The organism is Curtobacterium sp. Arg-1 (assembly GCF_025643395.1).
Taxonomy (GTDB): domain Bacteria; phylum Actinomycetota; class Actinomycetes; order Actinomycetales; family Microbacteriaceae; genus Curtobacterium; species Curtobacterium poinsettiae.
This window is the reverse complement of record NZ_CP095731.1, coordinates 921,872-937,987: the sequence shown is the minus strand read 5'-3', so window position 1 is coordinate 937,987 and position 16,116 is coordinate 921,872. Positions and strand designations below refer to the sequence as shown.

Sequence of the window (16,116 nt, the reverse complement as noted above, 5' to 3'; positions counted from 1 at the left end):
CACCGGTCGTCCGACCGCCCGAGTGCGCCCGCGGCGAACGGCCGATGCCGCACGGGACCGCTCGGATACGCTGTGCTCGTGGACATCAAGATCGGCATCATCAACAGCCCGCGCGAGATCGCGTTCGAGACCGCCCAGACCGCGGACGAGGTCGAGAAGGCCGTGTCCGAGGCGCTCACCGCGAAGTCGACGCACCTGTCGCTGCAGGACGACAAGGGCCGTCGCTTCATCGTCCCCGTCTCGGCCCTGGCGTACGTCGAGGTCGGCGCGGAAGAGGCACGGCGCATCGGCTTCGTCGCCTGACGACGTGGAACTGCTCTTCGCCGTCCTCGGCGGCATCATCATCGGCGCGGTCGCGCACGTGATCCTGCCGTGGCGGTCGAACCGCGGCGTGCTCGTCGGCCCTGCTGCCGGCGGCATCGCCGCAGCCGTCCTGTGGGAAGCGCTGACCTGGGCCGGGTGGCGGTACGACGGCACCTGGATCTGGGTCGTGGCCCTCGTGGGGGCCGGCGTGGTCGCAGTCGTGGTCGAGTGGCTCCTCGGAACCCGGCGCGACAAGGGCGACGCCGCGTACTACGAGCAGCTCAAGACGCGCGGCGCCTGACACCCGAGCAAGCCCGACACCCGAGCAAGCCAACGATCGAGCAAGCGTGACGCTCGATCAAGCGTGAAGCTCGAGCGGGCCTGCCGCTCAAGCCGTCAGGCCGAGCGCGTCCATCCGTCGGGTGTGCGCGGCGATGAGCTCGGTCCAGACCGGCTCCAGTCGCTCCTGGTCCTCACGGGCGTGCGACGCCAGGGCGGACCGGGCGACGAGCAGGGTGTCGCCCACCAGACGCCGTCCCCACATCGCCAGGCGCGATCCGATCTGCGGGTCGTCCTCGATGTGGGCAGTGAGCTCCTCGACGACCGCCGCTTCCTCGCGCGCGTCGAACACCGAACGCAGCCGCTGCCGCACGTCGATCGGCAGCGAGCGGAGCAGGTTGCCGAACAGGTCGTTCAGGATGCCTGCCGTCACGTAGCCGGTGAGCATCGACTCGTACCAGTCGGCACCGCTCGTCCGTTCGAGGAACAGGTCGATCGCCTCGCGGTGCGGTGCCATCAGCGCCGCCGGGTCCCCGCCGGTGCGCTCGATCTCGGCCACGATCGTGCGGTGCCGCTCGAGCGCCGTGGTCGCGAGCACCCCGGTGACCAGACGGCCGGAGAGCGTCGGTGCCGAAGCACCGGCTCGTCCCATCGTCTCGTAGACGGAGAGCTGCAGGTAGGCGGCCTGCCCCAGGTAGACATCGAGCTCCGGGGTGACGTCGTCGAGCGCGAGCCGCTTGACCTGTGCTGCTCCGCGCGGGTTCCGCGACGCGAGCCATGCGGCAGCGAGCTGCGCCGCGCGCTTCCGGTTCCACCACGACACCACCCGACCAGCATAGAGGGCACCCGCCGGTCACCCGCCCGACGCCCAGCGGCGCCCGGAGGGCGCCCGCCCCGACGTCCAGCGGCACCCGCCGGGCGCCCGGCCCGACGCCCAGCGGCACCCCGGAGTGCCCCGGACCACGCGCCCGTCGGTAGACTGGCCCGGACTTCCACCAGAACTAAGGTGATTCTTTGACTTTCTCAGACCTCAACATCGACCAGGACATCGTCGATGCACTGGCCGGCAAGGGCATCATCGAGCCCTTCCCGATCCAGGAACAGACCATCCCGCTCGGCCTGACCGGCCAGGACATCATCGGCCAGGCCAAGACGGGTACCGGCAAGACCCTCGGGTTCGGCCTGCCGCTGATCCAGCGACTCGGTGCCGACCCGGCCCACGGTGTGAAGGCGCTCGTCGTCGTCCCGACCCGTGAACTCGCGGTCCAGGTCACCGAGGACCTCGAGCTCGCGGCGTCCAACCGCCCGACCACGGTCGTCTCGATCTACGGCGGCAAGGCCTACGAAGGCCAGGTCGAACAGCTCAAGGCCGGCGCCCAGATCGTCGTCGGCACGCCCGGGCGACTCATCGACCTGCAGCGGCAGCGTCTGCTCGACCTCTCCCACGTGCAAGAGGTCGTGCTCGACGAGGCCGACCGCATGCTCGACCTCGGGTTCCTGTCGGACATCGAGCGGATCTTCCAGGCGGTCCCCGAGGTGCGGCACACGATGCTGTTCTCGGCGACGATGCCCGCGCCGATCGTCGCGCTCGCACGACGGTTCATGAGCCGTCCGGTGCACATCCGGGCGACCGACCCGGACGAGGGCCTCATGCAGGCCAACATCAAGCACCTCATCTACCGCGCGCACTCGCTGGACAAGGACGAGGTCATCGCCCGCATCCTGCAGGCCGAGGGTCGCGGCAAGACCGTGATCTTCACGCGCACGAAGCGTGCCGCGGCGAAGCTGGTCGAGGAACTCAAGGACCGCGGGTTCAACGCGGCAGCGGTGCACGGTGACCTCAACCAGGAGCAGCGCGAGCGCGCCATGGCGGCGTTCAAGGCCGGCAAGCGCGACGTGCTCATCGCCACCGACGTCGCCGCCCGCGGCATCGACGTCGACGACGTCACGCACGTGATCAACCACACGATCCCGGACGACCCGGACACGTACCTGCACCGCGCTGGCCGCACCGGCCGCGCCGGCAAGACCGGCATCGCGGTCACGTTCGTCGACTGGGACGACCTGCACAAGTGGACGCTGATCGACAAGGCCCTCGAGTTCGGTATCCCCGAGCCCGTCGAGACCTACTCGTCGTCGCCCCACCTGTTCGAGGAACTCGACATCCCCAAGGGCACCAAGGGCCGTCTGCCCGGCTCGTCGTCGCACGCGGCTTCTGCCGGTGCCCCCGCCGAGAAGCGCAGCAGCGACCGCCCGGCGACGGGTTCACGTGACGCGTCGCGTTCGCGGTCGCGCAGCCGCACCCGGTCAGGAGGCTCGGAGCAGTCCGCCCCGCAGGCTCCGGCAACCGAGTCGGTCGCCCCCACGGCCGTGGCTGGCACCGAGGACGGCTCCGCCGCCGAGGGTGGTTCCACCGACGGCGCCGCGAAGCGTCGCCGCCGTCGCCGCCGTCGCGGCGCCGGCACCGGCGATGCCTCGGCGACCGCCTCGGCACCGCAGGGCACGTCGGACGGCGAGTAGCGCCTCCAGACCGAAGGGCCCGTCGCTGACGCGACGGGCCCTTCGTCGTCCCCACCTGCCCCCCCCCCCCGAGCGAGGTGTGTCGCTTCGGTGAGACGAGCCTCGGGTCAGGACAGGCGCGAGCCGGAGCCGACCACGGGGGCGCTGCCCGTGGCCTGGGCGACGATGGCGTCGAAGGACACGCGCGCGGTCCGGTGTTCCCCCAGCCGGTTCGGCTTGCCGGTGCCGTGGTAGTCGCTCGAACCGGTGACGAACAGGTCGTAGCGGGTCGCCCAGTCGAGCAGGGTGCGCTTGCCGTGCGCCAGGTTCTCGCGGTGGTCGACCTCGAGACCGCCGAGCCCGGCGTCGACCAGGGAGCGGAGCATCGGTTCGTCGATGACGATCCCGCGCGACGACGCCGCCGGGTGCGCGATGACGGGCACGCCGCCTGCCTGCCGGATGAGCTCGACGCCCCGCAGGGGCGACGGTGCCTCGTGGGGTTCGTAGTAGCCGGACGCCGGGTGCAGGATGCCGCGGAACGCCGCCGACCGGTCGGACTCGAGCCCACGGGCGACCAGGGCGTCCGCGATGTGCGGGCGGCCGATCGTGGCGCCGGGGCTGGACTGGGCCAGGACGTCGGCCCAGGTGATCGGGTGGTCCTCGGCGATGCGGTCGACCATGCGGTGCGCGCGCGAGAGCCGACCGTCGCGGATGCGGGTCGTCTCCTCGACCAGACCGGGGTGCTCGGGGTCGACCAGGTAGCCGAGCACGTGCACGCTCCGGTACCCGATCCGCGTGCTCAGCTCGAGCCCCGGCAGCAGGGTCAGGGGCAGCTCGAGTGCCGCGGTCGTGGCGTCCACCCACCCGGCCGTCGTGTCGTGGTCGGTCAGCGCGACGGCGTCGAGTCCGGCGGCCGCGGCTGCTCGCACGAGCTCCGCGGGACGCTCGGTGCCGTCGGAGACACTGGAGTGCGCGTGCAGGTCGATGAACGGGTCTGGCACGTGGCCAATGCTATCCACAGGTGAGCGGCCGCACAGGCCGGGTGTCGTCCGGCGGTGCGATGATGGACGCATGGCCGACACGACTCCCCGCGCGACGAGCAACCGATCCACGACCCCCGGGTCCTCGACCTTCAAGGACTTCATCGGGTCGCAGTGGGCCGAGCGCGACGAAGCGCAGCCCGAACCCCGCGAGCAGGCCGCGTTCGCCGCCGAACGTCGCGCCCGCATCTCCGAGCTGCACCCGGGCCGCACGATCGTGGTGCCCGCCGGGCAGGCCAAGGTCCGCTCGAACGACTGCGACTACCCGTTCCGCCCGCACTCCACCTTCGCGCACCTGACCGGCTGGGGCACCGACACCGTCGTCGGCTCCGTGCTCGTGATGACGCCGAACGGCTCCGGGCACGACGCCACGCTGTACTTCCGCGCCACCGCGGGCCGCGACTCGGAAGAGTTCTACGCCAATCCCGAGATCGGCGAGTTCTGGGTCGGGCCACGCCCCTCGCTCGACGCCGTCGCCGCCGACCTGGGGCTGGCCACGGCCGACCTCGGTGCGTTCACCGCCGTCGCCGACGCGCTCGACGCCTCGGCGCTGCTGGTGCGCGAAGCAGACGACGACCTGACCCGGTCGCTCGACACCCGCATCGGTGCGGCGATCGGTGGCGTCGACGAGACCGACGACTCCCCGGCGACCGACGACCTGCTCGCCCGCGACCTGTCCGAGCTCCGACTGGTCAAGGACGCGTACGAAGTCCGTGAGCTCCGCAAGGCCGTCGACGCCACGAAGCACGGGTTCGACGACGTCATCGCCGACTTCGACGCCGTGCTCGCCCATCCGCGCGGGGAGCGCATCGTCGAGGGGACGTTCAACCGGCGGGCCCGCGCCGACGGCAACACCGTGGGCTACGACACCATCGCCGCTTCGGGCCACCACGCCTGCATCCTGCACTGGACCCGCAACGACGGCGCCGTGCAGCCCGGCGACCTCATCCTCATCGACGCGGGGGTCGAGGTCGACTCGTTCTACACCGCCGACATCACCCGCACGCTTCCGGTGAGCGGCACGTTCTCGCCCGTGCAGCGCATGGTCTACGAAGCCGTGCTCGAAGCAGCCGACGCCGCCTTCGCGATCGTCAAGCCGGGCATCACGTTCCGCCAGGTGCACGCCACCGCGATGCAGGTCATCGCGCGGAAGACCGCCGAGTGGGGCTTCCTGCCGGTCTCTGCCGCCGAGTCGCTCGAGCCGGACAACCAGTTCCACCGCCGCTACATGGTGCACGGCACGAGCCACCACCTCGGCCTCGACGTGCACGACTGCGCGAAGGCCCGCCGCGAGATGTACCTCGACGGCACCGTGCAGGCCGGCATGGTCTTCACGATCGAGCCCGGGCTGTACTTCCAGCAGGACGACCTGACCGTGCCCGAGGAGTTCCGCGGCATCGGCGTCCGCATCGAGGACGACATCCTGGTCACCGAGGACGGCGCCGAGAACCTGTCCGTCGGCATCCCCCGGACCCCCTCGGAAGTGGAGGGGTGGATCGCCCGTTCCGGCCGCTAGCGTGAGCGGGTGACGACGCCCGAGGTCTCCCCGACCACCTTCTCGATCGAGGTCGAGCACTTCGACTCACCTGACGCCCAACGGCTCCGCGCCGCACAGCGACTGGAGATCGACCGGGCGCACGGCGGCGACACCGAACCGGGCGAGAAGCCGACCGCCGACTCGATCTCTGTGTTCTTCGTCGCGCGGGACGAGTCCGGCACGCCCCTGGCGTGTGGGGGCCTGCGCGTCGTCGACGACGGCATCGCCGAGATCAAGCGGATGTACGTCCGGCCGGAATCCCGCGGGTCCGGCGCCGCGGCTGCGTTGCTGCGTCGGCTGGAAGAAGCCGCGCTCGACCTCGGGTCCCCGGCGCTCGTCCTCGAGACGGGCACGGAGCAGCAGCGCGCCGTCGGGTTCTACCAGCGCGAGGGGTTCCGGCGGATCGCGAACTTCGGGCCCTACGTCGGTGCGCCCCTGTCGGTCTGCTATTCGAAGGTCTTCTAGCGCGGAGACGCCGACCAGGTCCGTGCGGAGCCGCACCGTGCCGCGCGAAAGCCCGGCTCGCGCGCGCCCGAGCCCGCTCGGCTCTCGGTCACGACGTGCCGTCGGCCCGAGGCCGAGCGGTCACGAACCGTCGTCTGGGCCGGCGCCGAACGACGATCTCCGACCGCTCGAGGCCTCGCGTGCGGGGTGTTGCGACCGCCCGGACCGCCCGACCGTCCGGACTCAGGCAGCGAGGTCGCACGAAGTGCCGCCCGTGCAGCTCGGCGGCGACAGTTCGTGCGACCTCGGCGGACGTGAACGGCGTGTCGAGCGATCTCGCACGACCCGACCTCGCGCGACCCGAGGACGACGCCGGTCGCGCCAGCCGGAGCCCGGCTAGCGGCGGTCGCTGTTCCCGTCGCCATCGCCGTCACGCTGGGCGTCCGGCGAGGACGAGGGCTCCGGCGGCGTCGCACCGGCCACCCGCTCGCCGTAGCGCGGCGGCTCCTCGGGCCGACGCTCCGGCACCGGCGGGGCCGCGGGGGCGGCAGCGGTCTCCGGGGTCTCCCCGTACCGGGGCCCGTCGTTCGTGCCGTAGCGCGGCGGGCCCGAGGGCGCGGCCGTCTGCGCGCCGGGGGCCGACGTGCCGGGGTGCTGCGGGCCTCCTGGCTGCTGGTGCGGGGTGGCGTGCCCGCCGTACGGCGACTGCTGCTGCGGCGGGACCCCGCCGGGACCCGGGCGCCACTGCTGCTGCTGCTGCTGCTGCTGCTGCTGCTGCTGCTGCTGGGGAGCGTCGTTCCAGTGCGTGGACGGGGTCGCCCCGTGCTCGCCGAGGATCCGCTGCGCCTGCCCGGTCAGCTGCGGGTTGACGACGATCTGGTAGTTCGTGGCGAGCACCTGGTGGACGCTGGTGAAGTCACGCTGCCGCTTGGTGATGGCGAACGAGGCGATGCCGTAGAGCATGCCGAACGCGGCACCGATGATCGCCGCGGCGAGGATCAGGCCGCCGGCGCTCGGCGAGAAGAGCGTGAGCACGATGCCGAAGAAGATGCCGAGCCACAGACCGGACAGCGCACCGGCGATGGCGGCGCGGCCGTAGGTCATCTTGCCGGTGACCCGTTCGACCGTCTTCAGGTCGTTGCCGACGATGGAGAGCTGGTTGACGGGGAAGTCGGCCTCGGCCAGCTTCGCCACCACACGCTGCGCGTCGGGGTAGCTGTCGTACGTTCCCAGGACGTCGCCCTTGGGCAGCGTCGGGAACGCCTGGGCGGTCCTGCCGGCGAAGGGGCTCTGATTGCTCACCCAGCCATCATTCACCGCACACCTTGCAATCGCACGTGCACTCTCAGGGAAGCCGCCGACCGGCGCGGGCGAACGCGCACACCCGAGCGACTACGCTGGGTCGGGTGAGCGCCACGAAGGTCTTCGTCGCCCGCCTCGCCGGGTGCTCCGTCTTCGACCCCGCGGGCGACCGCGTCGGACGGGTCCGGGACGTCCTGGTCGTCTACCGCCGGGCCGATCCCCCGCACGTCGTCGGGCTCATCGTCGAGGTGCCCGGCAAACGCCGCATCTTCGTGAGCATCGGCCGCATCACCTCGATCGGTGCCGGGCAGGTCATCACGACCGGCCTGGTGAACATGCGCCGCTTCGAGCAGCGCGGCGGCGAGGTCCGCGTCATCGCCGAGATGCTCGGCCGCAAGGTGCTCATCAAGAACCAGCGCATCCGCGCCACCATCGAGGACGTCGCGATCGAGGACCGCGGGCAGGGCGACTGGGAGGTCGCGCAGCTCTTCCTCCGCAAGCCGAAGACCACGCCGTCGCCGTTCGGCAAGGGCCCGACGACCTTCGCGACGTGGAACGAGGTCACCGAGGACGAGCTCCCCGGCGAGGCCCAGTCCGCCGAGCACGTCATCGCCGCGTACTCCGACCTGCTGCCCGCCGACCTGGCGTCGACGCTCCTCGACCTGCCCGCCGAGCGTCGGTTCGAGGTCTCCGAGGAACTGCCGGACGACCGCCTCGCCGACGTGCTCGAGGAGATGCCGGACCAGGAACGCATCGAGATCCTCACCCGGCTGACGGACGCCCGTGCCGCCGACGTCCTCGACCAGATGCAGCCCGACGACGCGGCCGATGTCCTGGCCCAGTTCTCCGATGAGCGGAGCGAGGCCCTCCTGCAGCTCATGGAGCCGGAAGAGGCGCAGGACGTCCGCATGCTCCTGGAGTACGAGCCGGACACCGCCGGTGGTCTCATGACCACCGAACCGGTGATCGTCTCGGCCGACGCCACCGTGGCCGAGGGCCTGGCCCTGGTCCGCCGCCACGAGCTCGCGCCGGTGCTCGGCGCCGCCGTGTGCGTCACCCTGCCGCCGTACGAGCCGCCGACCGGTCGGTTCCTCGGGCTCGTGCACTTCCAGCGGATGCTCCGCTACCCGCCGAACGAGCGGCTCGGCACGCTCATCGACCAGCAGACCGAACCGGTCCGGGTCGACGCGAGCGCCGCCGAGGTCACCCGCATCATGGCGACCTACAACCTGCTCTCCGTCCCCGTGGTCGACGACGCCCACCGTCTCGTCGGGGTGGTGACGATCGACGATGTCCTCGACCACGTCCTGCCGGACGACTGGCGAAGTCAGGGCGAGGGGGAACCCTCACCGCTTCCACGCCAACGCCCGCGCAGGACACCCGTGACGACGGGAAGGAGGACCACCCGTGGCCCGAACGGATGACACCCGTCGCGACCGTGACCGCCAAGAGGTCCGGCTCGACTCCCCCAAGGGCATGCGTACGCGCGTGCTCCCCAGCCGTCGCCGTGGTCGCGGGGACACCTTCGGTCGCGCGACCGAGGGCATCGCCCGGGGCATGGGTACGCCGTGGTTCCTCATCGGCCTCACGCTGTTCTGCGTGGTCTGGATGGGCTACAACACCCTGGCGCCGAAGCCGTGGCAGTTCGACTCGGCCGCGATCGGCTTCACGGCGCTGACCCTCGTGCTCTCGCTGCAGGCCTCGTACGCGGCCCCGCTGATCCTGCTCGCGCAGAACCGGCAGGACGACCGCGACCGCGTGCAGTTCGAACAGGACCGCCAGCGTGCCGAGCGCAACCTGGCCGACACGGAGTACCTGGCCCGCGAGGTCGTGGCCCTGCGCCTGGCGATGCGGGACATGGCGTCCAAGGACTTCATCCGTGCCGAGCTCCGCTCCCTGCTCGAGGAACTCGACCGCCGCGACGCCGACGAGGCCGGCTACGCGGACGAACACGACAGCTCCACCCGTGGCTGAACCCGTCCCCACCGGCGATCAGCTCGGCACGGCGGTCCTCGCTGCGCTCGGCCGCGTCATCGACCCCGAGATCCGTCGCCCCGTCACGGAGCTCGGCATGATCCGTGGTGTCGACGTGCAGCCTGGAGGCTCGGTGCGCGTCGACCTGCAGCTCACGATCGTGGGGTGCCCCGCCGCCGACACCATCGAGCGCGACGTCCGCGTCGCCGCCGCGTCCGTCCCGGGGGTCGCCGCCGTCGACGTCGACGTGTCCGTGATGGACCCGGCGACACGCGCCGCGCTGACCGAGCGGCTCCGCGCCGGCCGGCCGAAGGGCGTGCAGTTCACGGCGGACTCCCTCACCCGCGTCATCGCCGTCACGAGTGGCAAGGGCGGCGTCGGCAAGTCCACCGTCACCGTGAACCTCGCCGTCGCGCTCGCCCGCCGGGGCCTGCGGGTCGGGGTCGTCGACGTCGACGTGCACGGCTTCAGCGTGCCCGGGCTGATGGGCCTGACCGACGAGCACGGGGTCGCGCCGCGTCCGACGCGTGTGGACAGCATGATCCTGCCGCCGGTGGCCCACGACGTGAAGGTCGTGTCGATCGGCATGTTCGTCGACGACGTCTCGACCGCGGTGTCGTGGCGCGGACCGATGCTGCACCGCACCGTGAACCAGTTCCTGACCGACGTGTTCTTCGGCGACCTCGACGTCCTGCTGCTCGACCTGCCCCCAGGGACCGGCGACGTCGCGATCTCGGTGGGGCAGCTCCTGCCGCACGCCGAGGTGCTGGTCGTCACGACCCCGCAGGCCGCCGCCGCCGACGTCGCCGAGCGCAGCGGGATCGTCGCCCGGCAGACCGGGCAGCGGGTCATCGGCGTGGTCGAGAACATGTCCGGGCTCGTGCAGCCGGACGGGTCGGTCCTGCACCTGTTCGGCGAGGGCGGTGGTGCGGAGACCGCATCGCGGCTCTCCCGCGGGCAGGACGCCCCCGTCCCGGTGCTCGGCAGCGTGCCGCTGTCGGTGCCGCTGCGCGAGGGCGGCGACACAGGGGTACCGGTGGTGCTCGGCAGCCCGGAGGACCCGGCCGCGGTGGCCCTGACCGCGATCGCCGACCGGATCACCACGATGGGACGCGGGCTCGCCGGCCGGAAGCTCGGGCTCTCGCTGTCCTAGGCTCGGGGGCATGAGCACGGATCACGTCGACGTCGACTGGAAGCACGCACGCGCCACGAACCAGGCGAACTGGGACGACCGGGTGCCGATCCACGAGGGTGCCTACGAGATCGACGCCCTCGTCGACCCCGACCACCGCTCGGACGTCGTGCGCGAGGACCTGCCGGCGCTGACGCTCTGGCTGCCGAACGGCTCGCTCGACGGCCTCGACGTCTGCCACCTGCAGTGCCACATCGGCACCGACACGGTGTCGCTCGCCCGCGAGGGTGCCCGGCTGACCGGCGTCGACTTCTCGCCCGCAGCACTCACCTCGGCCAGTGGGCTCGCATCGCGACTCGGCATCGACGTCACCTGGGTCGAGTCCGACGTCCTCGACGCCCGGGCCGCCGTCTCCGGGGACTTCGACGTCGTGTACACGAGCATCGGCACGATCTGCTGGCTCCCCGACCTCGACCGCTGGGCCGCCCAGGTCGCCGGCCTGCTGCGCCCCGGCGGGGTGTTCTTCATCCGCGACGGCCACCCGGCCCTGTACGCCCTCGACGAGGACGCGGACGAACTCGTCACCCGGTACCGGTACTTCCCCGACGGCACGGCCCAGCAGTGGGACGACGCGGGCACCTACGCCGGCGACGGCACGGTGGCGAACACCCGCACCTTCGAGTGGCCGCACCCGCTGTCCGAGATCGTGAACGCCCTGCTCGGCGCCGGGCTGCGGCTCCGCCGGCTCGACGAGGGCCGCACGCTGCCGTGGCGCTTCAGCACGCGCATGGTCGAGACCGGCACCGGTTCGTGGGCCTGGCCGGAGCACGACCGCGACCGCATCCCCACGACCTACACGATCGTCGCCACCCGCGACTGACGACGCGACCCCATGGCGGACCGGAGGCCCGTGGCGGATCCGCCACGGACCTCCAGTCCGTCAGGTGGTGACGCGATGAGCGTCAGGTGGTGCTGTGACGAGCGTCAGGTGGTGCTGTGACGAGCGTCAGGTCGCCTCGGCGTCGAAGGGCGCGGCTTCACCGGCGGCCAGGGGCACGACGGGAGCCGTCGCACGCACCTTGGACGCGGAGACCTGTGCGGTCTGCACGGCTGCGGCACTGGAACCGGAGTCGAGCAGGGCGTCACGGATGATGCGTCGCGGGTCGTACTGGCGCGGGTCGAGCTTCTGCCACTCGATGTCGTCGAACTCGGGGCCCATCTCGTCGCGCATCCGCTCCTTGGCGGTGTCGGCGAACCGGCGGACGGCCTTGACGAACTCGGCCAGCTTCTGGGCGTACATCGGCAGGCGCTGCGGCCCGAGCAAGAGGACGCCGATGACCCCGATGATCAGGATCTTGTCGAGCGGGATGTCCACGCGAGCGAGCCTAACGCGTGCTGCTGCGTTGCACCTCTAGAGTTGTCTCCCGAACGGAGTGTGCGTGTCAGAGAAAGAGTCGAACTGGAAGTTCGCCGAGGACATCGTCTCGGAGACCGAGGCGATCGCCCGTGCTCGTGAGCACTCCCTGGAACTCGGGGTCGAAGCGATCTCGCCCGCGATCGGTGCACAGATCGGGGTCATCGCCGCAGCCTCGCGAGCCACGAGCATCATCGAGATCGGCACCGGTCTCGGCGTCTCCGGCCTGTACCTGCTCGCCGGTGCCCCGAACGCGACCCTGACCACGATCGACGTCGAGGTCGACCACCAGCAGTTCGCCCGTGACGCCTACATCAGCGCCGGCACCGCCCCCGCACGGATCCGGCTCATCCCCGGTCGGGCCAACCAGGTGCTCCCCCGCATGAACGAGGCCTCGTACGACGTCGTCCTCGTCGACGCCGACCCGGAGCACGTCATCGAGTACGTCGAGCACGGGCTGCGCCTCGCACGCCTGGGCGGCACCGTCCTGGTACCGCACGCCCTGTGGCGCGGACGCGTGGCCGACCCGGTCAAGCGCGACCGTGCCACCACGGACTTCCGGCTGCTGCTGACCGAGGTGTCGACGTCGGGTGCGGTGCGCAGCGCGCTGTCGCCGGCCGGTGACGGGCTGCTGCAGCTGACGAAGGTCACCAACTAGTCCTCGGCCCGCCGGCGCTCGCGCGGGTCAGTCGAGGTGCCGCAGGTACCGCTCCGGGGACTCGAGGAACGCCCGCTGGTTCCGCACCAGGTCGAGCTCACTCCACTCGGCGCGCCGCAGGCCCCATTCGCCGACCTCGTGGATCGTCGCGCCCGGGAACGCGGCCAGCACGGGTGAGTGCGTCGAGAGCACGACCTGTCCGACACCGCTCTCGACGATCGACCGCAGCAGGGCGATCAGGGTGAGGCAGCCCGAGAACGACAGGGCTGACTCCGGCTCGTCGAGGATCCAGAGCCCGGGCCAGCGCGCCCGGTCGATGACGAAGTCCAGGAACGCCTCACCGTGGCTGCGCTCGTGGAAGACCGGTTCGGGGCGACTGCGGTTCGGGTGCTCCTCGAGGTAGGTGAAGAAGCCGTGCATGGTCTCAGCACGCAGGAAGAAGCCGCCACGGGGCGCACCGAAGTCCCGTCGCAGGACGATGTGCTGCCACAGGTCCGACTCGGACGGCCGGGTCGAGTGGTGCGCCCCGGTCGAGCCGCCCTCCGGGGACATGCCGAACGCGAGCGCGATCGCCTCGATCAGGGTCGACTTGCCGACACCGTTGTCCCCGACGAACACCGTCACCGGGTCCAGGTCGAGCCCTTCGTCGAGCAGCTGCCGGATCGGCGGGAGCGTGGCCGGCCAGGCGTCGCGCGGCATCGGGTCCGGGTCGCGGTACTCGTCGACGCGGCGGATGGGCAGGTGGGTCCTCGGCACGTCCTCATCCTGCCGGAGCCGACCGACACCACGGGGGCTGCCCGCTGCCGGCAGACAGACGGGAAGCCCGGAGCGTACACGCTCCGGGCTTCCCGTTCTGGTGCTTCGACGTACTAGGCCGAGACGACCTCGGCGAGTGCGTCGTGGAGTTCCTTGGCCTCGGCATCGTTGACCGAGACGACCAGGCGGCCTCCACCTTCGAGCGGAACCCGCACGATGATGAGTCGACCCTCCTTAACAGCCTCCATCGGCCCGTCACCGGTCCTCGGCTTCATGGCTGCCATCAGATGTCCCCTTTCGTGCAGTAAATGCTGTCCCATTATCCCGTATGGAGGGGGCAACTGCGAAACCGCCCAGGTTGGGGGTGTCGGATGTGGCGTTCCGGTGCTCCGTAGAACGCGGATCCACGGGCCTTCCGGTGCTCCGTGTCGATCACGGCGGGGTCCAGTCGTAGCCGTCGATCCACCACGTGTAGTACAGCCAGACCCACTGCAGCCCGACGAACGCGACGACGACGGCCACGCGGTACACCCGCGACCGCGGCAGCGCGACGATGCCGAGCAGCGGCGCGATGGGCACGAGGATCCGCCAGGTGCTCGACTGCGGGAAGAACACCGCGAGCAAGTACACCAGGTACGCCACACCCCACAGTCGCAGCTCGATCCCGATCCGGCGCGCGGCGGGCATGCACACGAACGCGGCGAAGCCGACGAGCACGACGACGAGCAACAGCGCCCCGGCCGGCTGCCCGAACCACCACCCGAACCCCTGCACCCACGGCGCGAAGGGCACGAGCTCCTTCCACCCGATGTACGACGAGCGCCAGGCGAGCTCGGTGTCCGTGTACGCCTTCGGCACCCCGGTGACGGCCCACGCGATCGCCGGCCACGCCAGACCGACCAGGCCGGACACCGTGGCGACGACCGCGGGCGGCACGAGGCGGCGGACGGTCAGCGGCTCCGACGACCGCACCCAGGCGGGGCGGATCGCCCACGCGACCACGAAGAGCACGACGAGGAACGCGAAGGCGAGCCCGGTCGGCCGGGTCATGCCGAGCAGCAGCACGACGGGGAGCATCGCCCACCAGCGTCGGTCCACCATGAGCAGCAGCGCGACGAGCAGCAGGAACAGGCCCATCGACTCCGCGTAGGCCACCTGGAACACCGCCGACACCGGTGCGACGCAGAACAGCACCGTGGCGAACGTCGCCCGCGCGGGGTCGAGGAACCGGCCCATCAGCCGGCGGAACACCAGCGCGGCGCCGAGGCCGGCGAGCAACGACACCGAGACCGCGACGAACTCGAACGGCGCTCCGGTGAGCAGCATGAACCCGCGCACCAGGAACGGGTACGCGGGCATGAACGCCCACGCGTTCTCGGTCACGTGTCCCGCGGCGTCGACCGGCAGCGTCGACGGGTACCCACCCGTGGCGATCACGCGGTACCAGGCGCCGTCCCAGATGGACGCGAACGACAGGTAGCCGGGGCTCTGGACGGTGAACGAGTTCGCCGCCTGCACGCCGGCGAAGACGAGCATCATCGCGCCGGTGACGAGCCGCGCCAGCACGTAGACGACCGTGATGCGCACCCACCAGGGCACGACCCGGTACCGGGCCCGCCAGCGGTTCCGAGCAGGGGTCCTCCGGGTGGCCCCCGCCGTCGTCAGGCCGTCAGCCACCGACGCAGCCCGGCCTCGACCGCGGTGATCTGCGCGACCGGGACCTGCTCGTCGTCGTGGTGGGCGAAGACCGGTTCGCCGGGGCCGTAGTTGACCGCGGGGACGCCGAGGCCCGAGAACCGTGCGACGTCGGTCCAACCGTACTTCGGGCGGGGTGCCGGTCCACCGACGGCAGCCACGAAGTCCTGCGCGAGCGGAGCGTCGAGCCCGGGGCGGGCACCGGCAGCGAGGTCCACGATCGTGACCTCGTAGCCGTCGAACAGCTCGCGGATGTGGGCGACGGCCTCGTCGGCCGAACGGGACGGGGCGAACCGGTAGTTCACGTGCACCATCGCCTCGTCCGGGATGATGTTGCCCGCGATGCCGCCGCTGATGCCGACGGCGTTCAGACCCTCGCGGTACTCGAGCCCGTCGACCGTGACGGTGCGGGGCTCGTACGCGGCCAGGGTGGCCAGGATCGGGGCGGTCTTGTGGATCGCGTTGTCGCCGATCCAGCTCCGGGCGCTGTGCGAGCGCTTGCCGAACGTGCGGATCTCGGCGCGGAGGTTGCCGTTGCAGCCACCCTCGATCTGCGCCCCGGACGGCTCACCGAGGATCGCGAAGTCGGCGGCGAGCAGCTCGGGCCGCGTGCGGGCCAGACGACCGAGGCCGTTCAGGGCGTCGCTGACCTCCTCGTGGTCGTACCAGACCCACGTGACGTCGACCGAGGGGTCGGCCAGGTCGTACGCGAGCTTGAGCTGCACCGCGCAGCCGGCCTTCATGTCGACGGTGCCGCGGCCCCAGAGGATCTCGGTGCCGTCCTCGGTGGTGCGGAACTCGGTCGGCAGGTTGTCGTTGAGCGGGACGGTGTCGATGTGCCCCGCGATGACCACCCGGCGGTCGCGGCCCAGGTTCGTCCGCGCGACGATCGCGTCGCCGTCGCGGATGACCTCGAGGTGCGGCAGCGGGGCGAGCACGGCCTCGATCGCGTCGGCGAGGGCCTGCTCGTTGCCGGACACCGACTCGATGTCGCAGATGGCACGGGTGATGTCGATGGACGAGGCGGTGAGGTCGAGGTGCTCCGGCATGCGGGCAGCCTACCGGCCGACCCTCGCACCGCCC

The 16,116-nt window shown here is 71.4% G+C and carries 18 protein-coding genes; 10 read left to right on the top strand and 8 right to left on the bottom strand.

From position 1 onward, the window contains the following. Nucleotides 1-78 precede the first annotated feature (78 nt). Nucleotides 79-303 carry a DUF3107 domain-containing protein gene (locus MXD64_RS04570; protein ID WP_031259670.1) on the top strand — a complete coding sequence of 75 codons (225 nt, stop codon included), beginning with the start codon at nucleotides 79-81 and terminating at the stop codon, nucleotides 301-303. Nucleotides 304-307: 4 nt separating this feature from the next. Further along, a complete protein-coding gene (locus MXD64_RS04565; RefSeq protein ID WP_140448450.1) occupies nucleotides 308-604 on the top strand; it encodes a hypothetical protein in 297 nt (98 codons plus the stop codon). Nucleotides 605-691: 87 nt separating this feature from the next. Here MXD64_RS04565 and MXD64_RS04560 read toward each other — a convergent pair whose 3' ends face one another. Then, a complete protein-coding gene (locus tag MXD64_RS04560) occupies nucleotides 692-1,405 on the bottom strand; it encodes a ferritin-like fold-containing protein (RefSeq protein ID WP_231564082.1) in 714 nt (237 codons plus the stop codon). A 191-nt stretch (nucleotides 1,406-1,596) separates the two neighbouring features. Between MXD64_RS04560 and MXD64_RS04555 the strand changes: the two genes are divergently transcribed. Continuing rightward, the gene (locus MXD64_RS04555; protein ID WP_017887042.1) at nucleotides 1,597-3,102 is read left to right on the top strand and encodes a DEAD/DEAH box helicase; all 1,506 of its coding nucleotides are present in this window, start codon (nucleotides 1,597-1,599) and stop codon (nucleotides 3,100-3,102) included. Between the two features lie 107 nt (nucleotides 3,103-3,209). Here MXD64_RS04555 and MXD64_RS04550 read toward each other — a convergent pair whose 3' ends face one another. Further along, the gene (locus tag MXD64_RS04550) at nucleotides 3,210-4,082 is read right to left on the bottom strand and encodes a PHP domain-containing protein (protein ID WP_214584872.1); all 873 of its coding nucleotides are present in this window, start codon (nucleotides 4,080-4,082) and stop codon (nucleotides 3,210-3,212) included. A gap of 70 nt (nucleotides 4,083-4,152) precedes the next feature. Here MXD64_RS04550 and MXD64_RS04545 point away from each other — a divergent pair, with 70 nt between their 5' ends. Together MXD64_RS04545 and MXD64_RS04540 are read left to right on the top strand one after the other, a co-directional pair. Continuing rightward, complete coding sequence (locus MXD64_RS04545) at nucleotides 4,153-5,637, top strand: aminopeptidase P family protein (protein ID WP_159557593.1); 1,485 nt, start codon at nucleotides 4,153-4,155, stop codon at nucleotides 5,635-5,637. Between the two features lie 9 nt (nucleotides 5,638-5,646). Then, nucleotides 5,647-6,123 carry a GNAT family N-acetyltransferase gene (locus tag MXD64_RS04540; protein ID WP_263137183.1) on the top strand — a complete coding sequence of 159 codons (477 nt, stop codon included), beginning with the start codon at nucleotides 5,647-5,649 and terminating at the stop codon, nucleotides 6,121-6,123. A 375-nt stretch (nucleotides 6,124-6,498) separates the two neighbouring features. Here the strand turns inward: MXD64_RS04540 and MXD64_RS04535 are convergent, their stop codons facing one another. Next, nucleotides 6,499-7,404: a general stress protein gene (locus tag MXD64_RS04535; protein WP_263137182.1), complete on the bottom strand. Its 906-nt coding sequence runs from the start codon at nucleotides 7,402-7,404 to the stop codon at nucleotides 6,499-6,501. 104 nt (nucleotides 7,405-7,508) lie between these two features. Between MXD64_RS04535 and MXD64_RS04530 the strand changes: the two genes are divergently transcribed. The 4 genes from MXD64_RS04530 to MXD64_RS04515 are packed head-to-tail and all read left to right on the top strand — an operon-like array spanning nucleotide 7,509 to nucleotide 11,390. Next, entirely contained in the window at nucleotides 7,509-8,828 is a 1,320-nt protein-coding gene (locus MXD64_RS04530; protein ID WP_017887047.1) for a magnesium transporter MgtE N-terminal domain-containing protein, read from the top strand. A 52-nt stretch (nucleotides 8,829-8,880) separates the two neighbouring features. After that, the gene (locus MXD64_RS04525) at nucleotides 8,881-9,378 is read left to right on the top strand and encodes a DUF1003 domain-containing protein (RefSeq protein ID WP_042539423.1); all 498 of its coding nucleotides are present in this window, start codon (nucleotides 8,881-8,883) and stop codon (nucleotides 9,376-9,378) included. Next, nucleotides 9,371-10,531, top strand: a complete 1,161-nt coding sequence (locus MXD64_RS04520) for an Mrp/NBP35 family ATP-binding protein (protein ID WP_263137181.1) — start codon at nucleotides 9,371-9,373, stop codon at nucleotides 10,529-10,531. The genes MXD64_RS04525 and MXD64_RS04520 overlap by 8 nt, the downstream gene beginning before the upstream one ends. Nucleotides 10,532-10,541: 10 nt before the next feature. Continuing rightward, nucleotides 10,542-11,390, top strand: coding sequence for a class I SAM-dependent methyltransferase (locus MXD64_RS04515; RefSeq protein ID WP_263137180.1), 849 nt, complete (start codon nucleotides 10,542-10,544; stop codon nucleotides 11,388-11,390). Between the two features lie 126 nt (nucleotides 11,391-11,516). Here MXD64_RS04515 and MXD64_RS04510 read toward each other — a convergent pair whose 3' ends face one another. Next, entirely contained in the window at nucleotides 11,517-11,885 is a 369-nt protein-coding gene (locus tag MXD64_RS04510; protein ID WP_017887051.1) for a twin-arginine translocase TatA/TatE family subunit, read from the bottom strand. A 64-nt stretch (nucleotides 11,886-11,949) separates the two neighbouring features. Between MXD64_RS04510 and MXD64_RS04505 the strand changes: the two genes are divergently transcribed. Further along, a complete protein-coding gene (locus MXD64_RS04505) occupies nucleotides 11,950-12,582 on the top strand; it encodes an O-methyltransferase (protein WP_017887052.1) in 633 nt (210 codons plus the stop codon). Nucleotides 12,583-12,609: 27 nt separating this feature from the next. On the opposite strand, the gene MXD64_RS04500 is transcribed toward MXD64_RS04505, so the two are convergent. The 4 genes from MXD64_RS04500 to dapE all read right to left on the bottom strand — a co-directional run bounded on the left by MXD64_RS04500 (nucleotide 12,610) and on the right by dapE (nucleotide 16,082). Continuing rightward, nucleotides 12,610-13,338: an AAA family ATPase gene (locus MXD64_RS04500; protein ID WP_017887053.1), complete on the bottom strand. Its 729-nt coding sequence runs from the start codon at nucleotides 13,336-13,338 to the stop codon at nucleotides 12,610-12,612. Nucleotides 13,339-13,451: 113 nt separating this feature from the next. Beyond that, nucleotides 13,452-13,622: a DUF3117 domain-containing protein gene (locus tag MXD64_RS04495; protein ID WP_017887054.1), complete on the bottom strand. Its 171-nt coding sequence runs from the start codon at nucleotides 13,620-13,622 to the stop codon at nucleotides 13,452-13,454. Nucleotides 13,623-13,770: 148 nt separating this feature from the next. Next, nucleotides 13,771-15,015, bottom strand: coding sequence for a hypothetical protein (locus tag MXD64_RS04490; protein ID WP_263137179.1), 1,245 nt, complete (start codon nucleotides 15,013-15,015; stop codon nucleotides 13,771-13,773). Next, entirely contained in the window at nucleotides 15,000-16,082 is a 1,083-nt protein-coding gene (gene dapE, locus MXD64_RS04485) for a succinyl-diaminopimelate desuccinylase (RefSeq protein ID WP_042539349.1), read from the bottom strand. The genes MXD64_RS04490 and dapE overlap by 16 nt, the downstream gene beginning before the upstream one ends. Nucleotides 16,083-16,116: the final 34 nt, after the last annotated feature.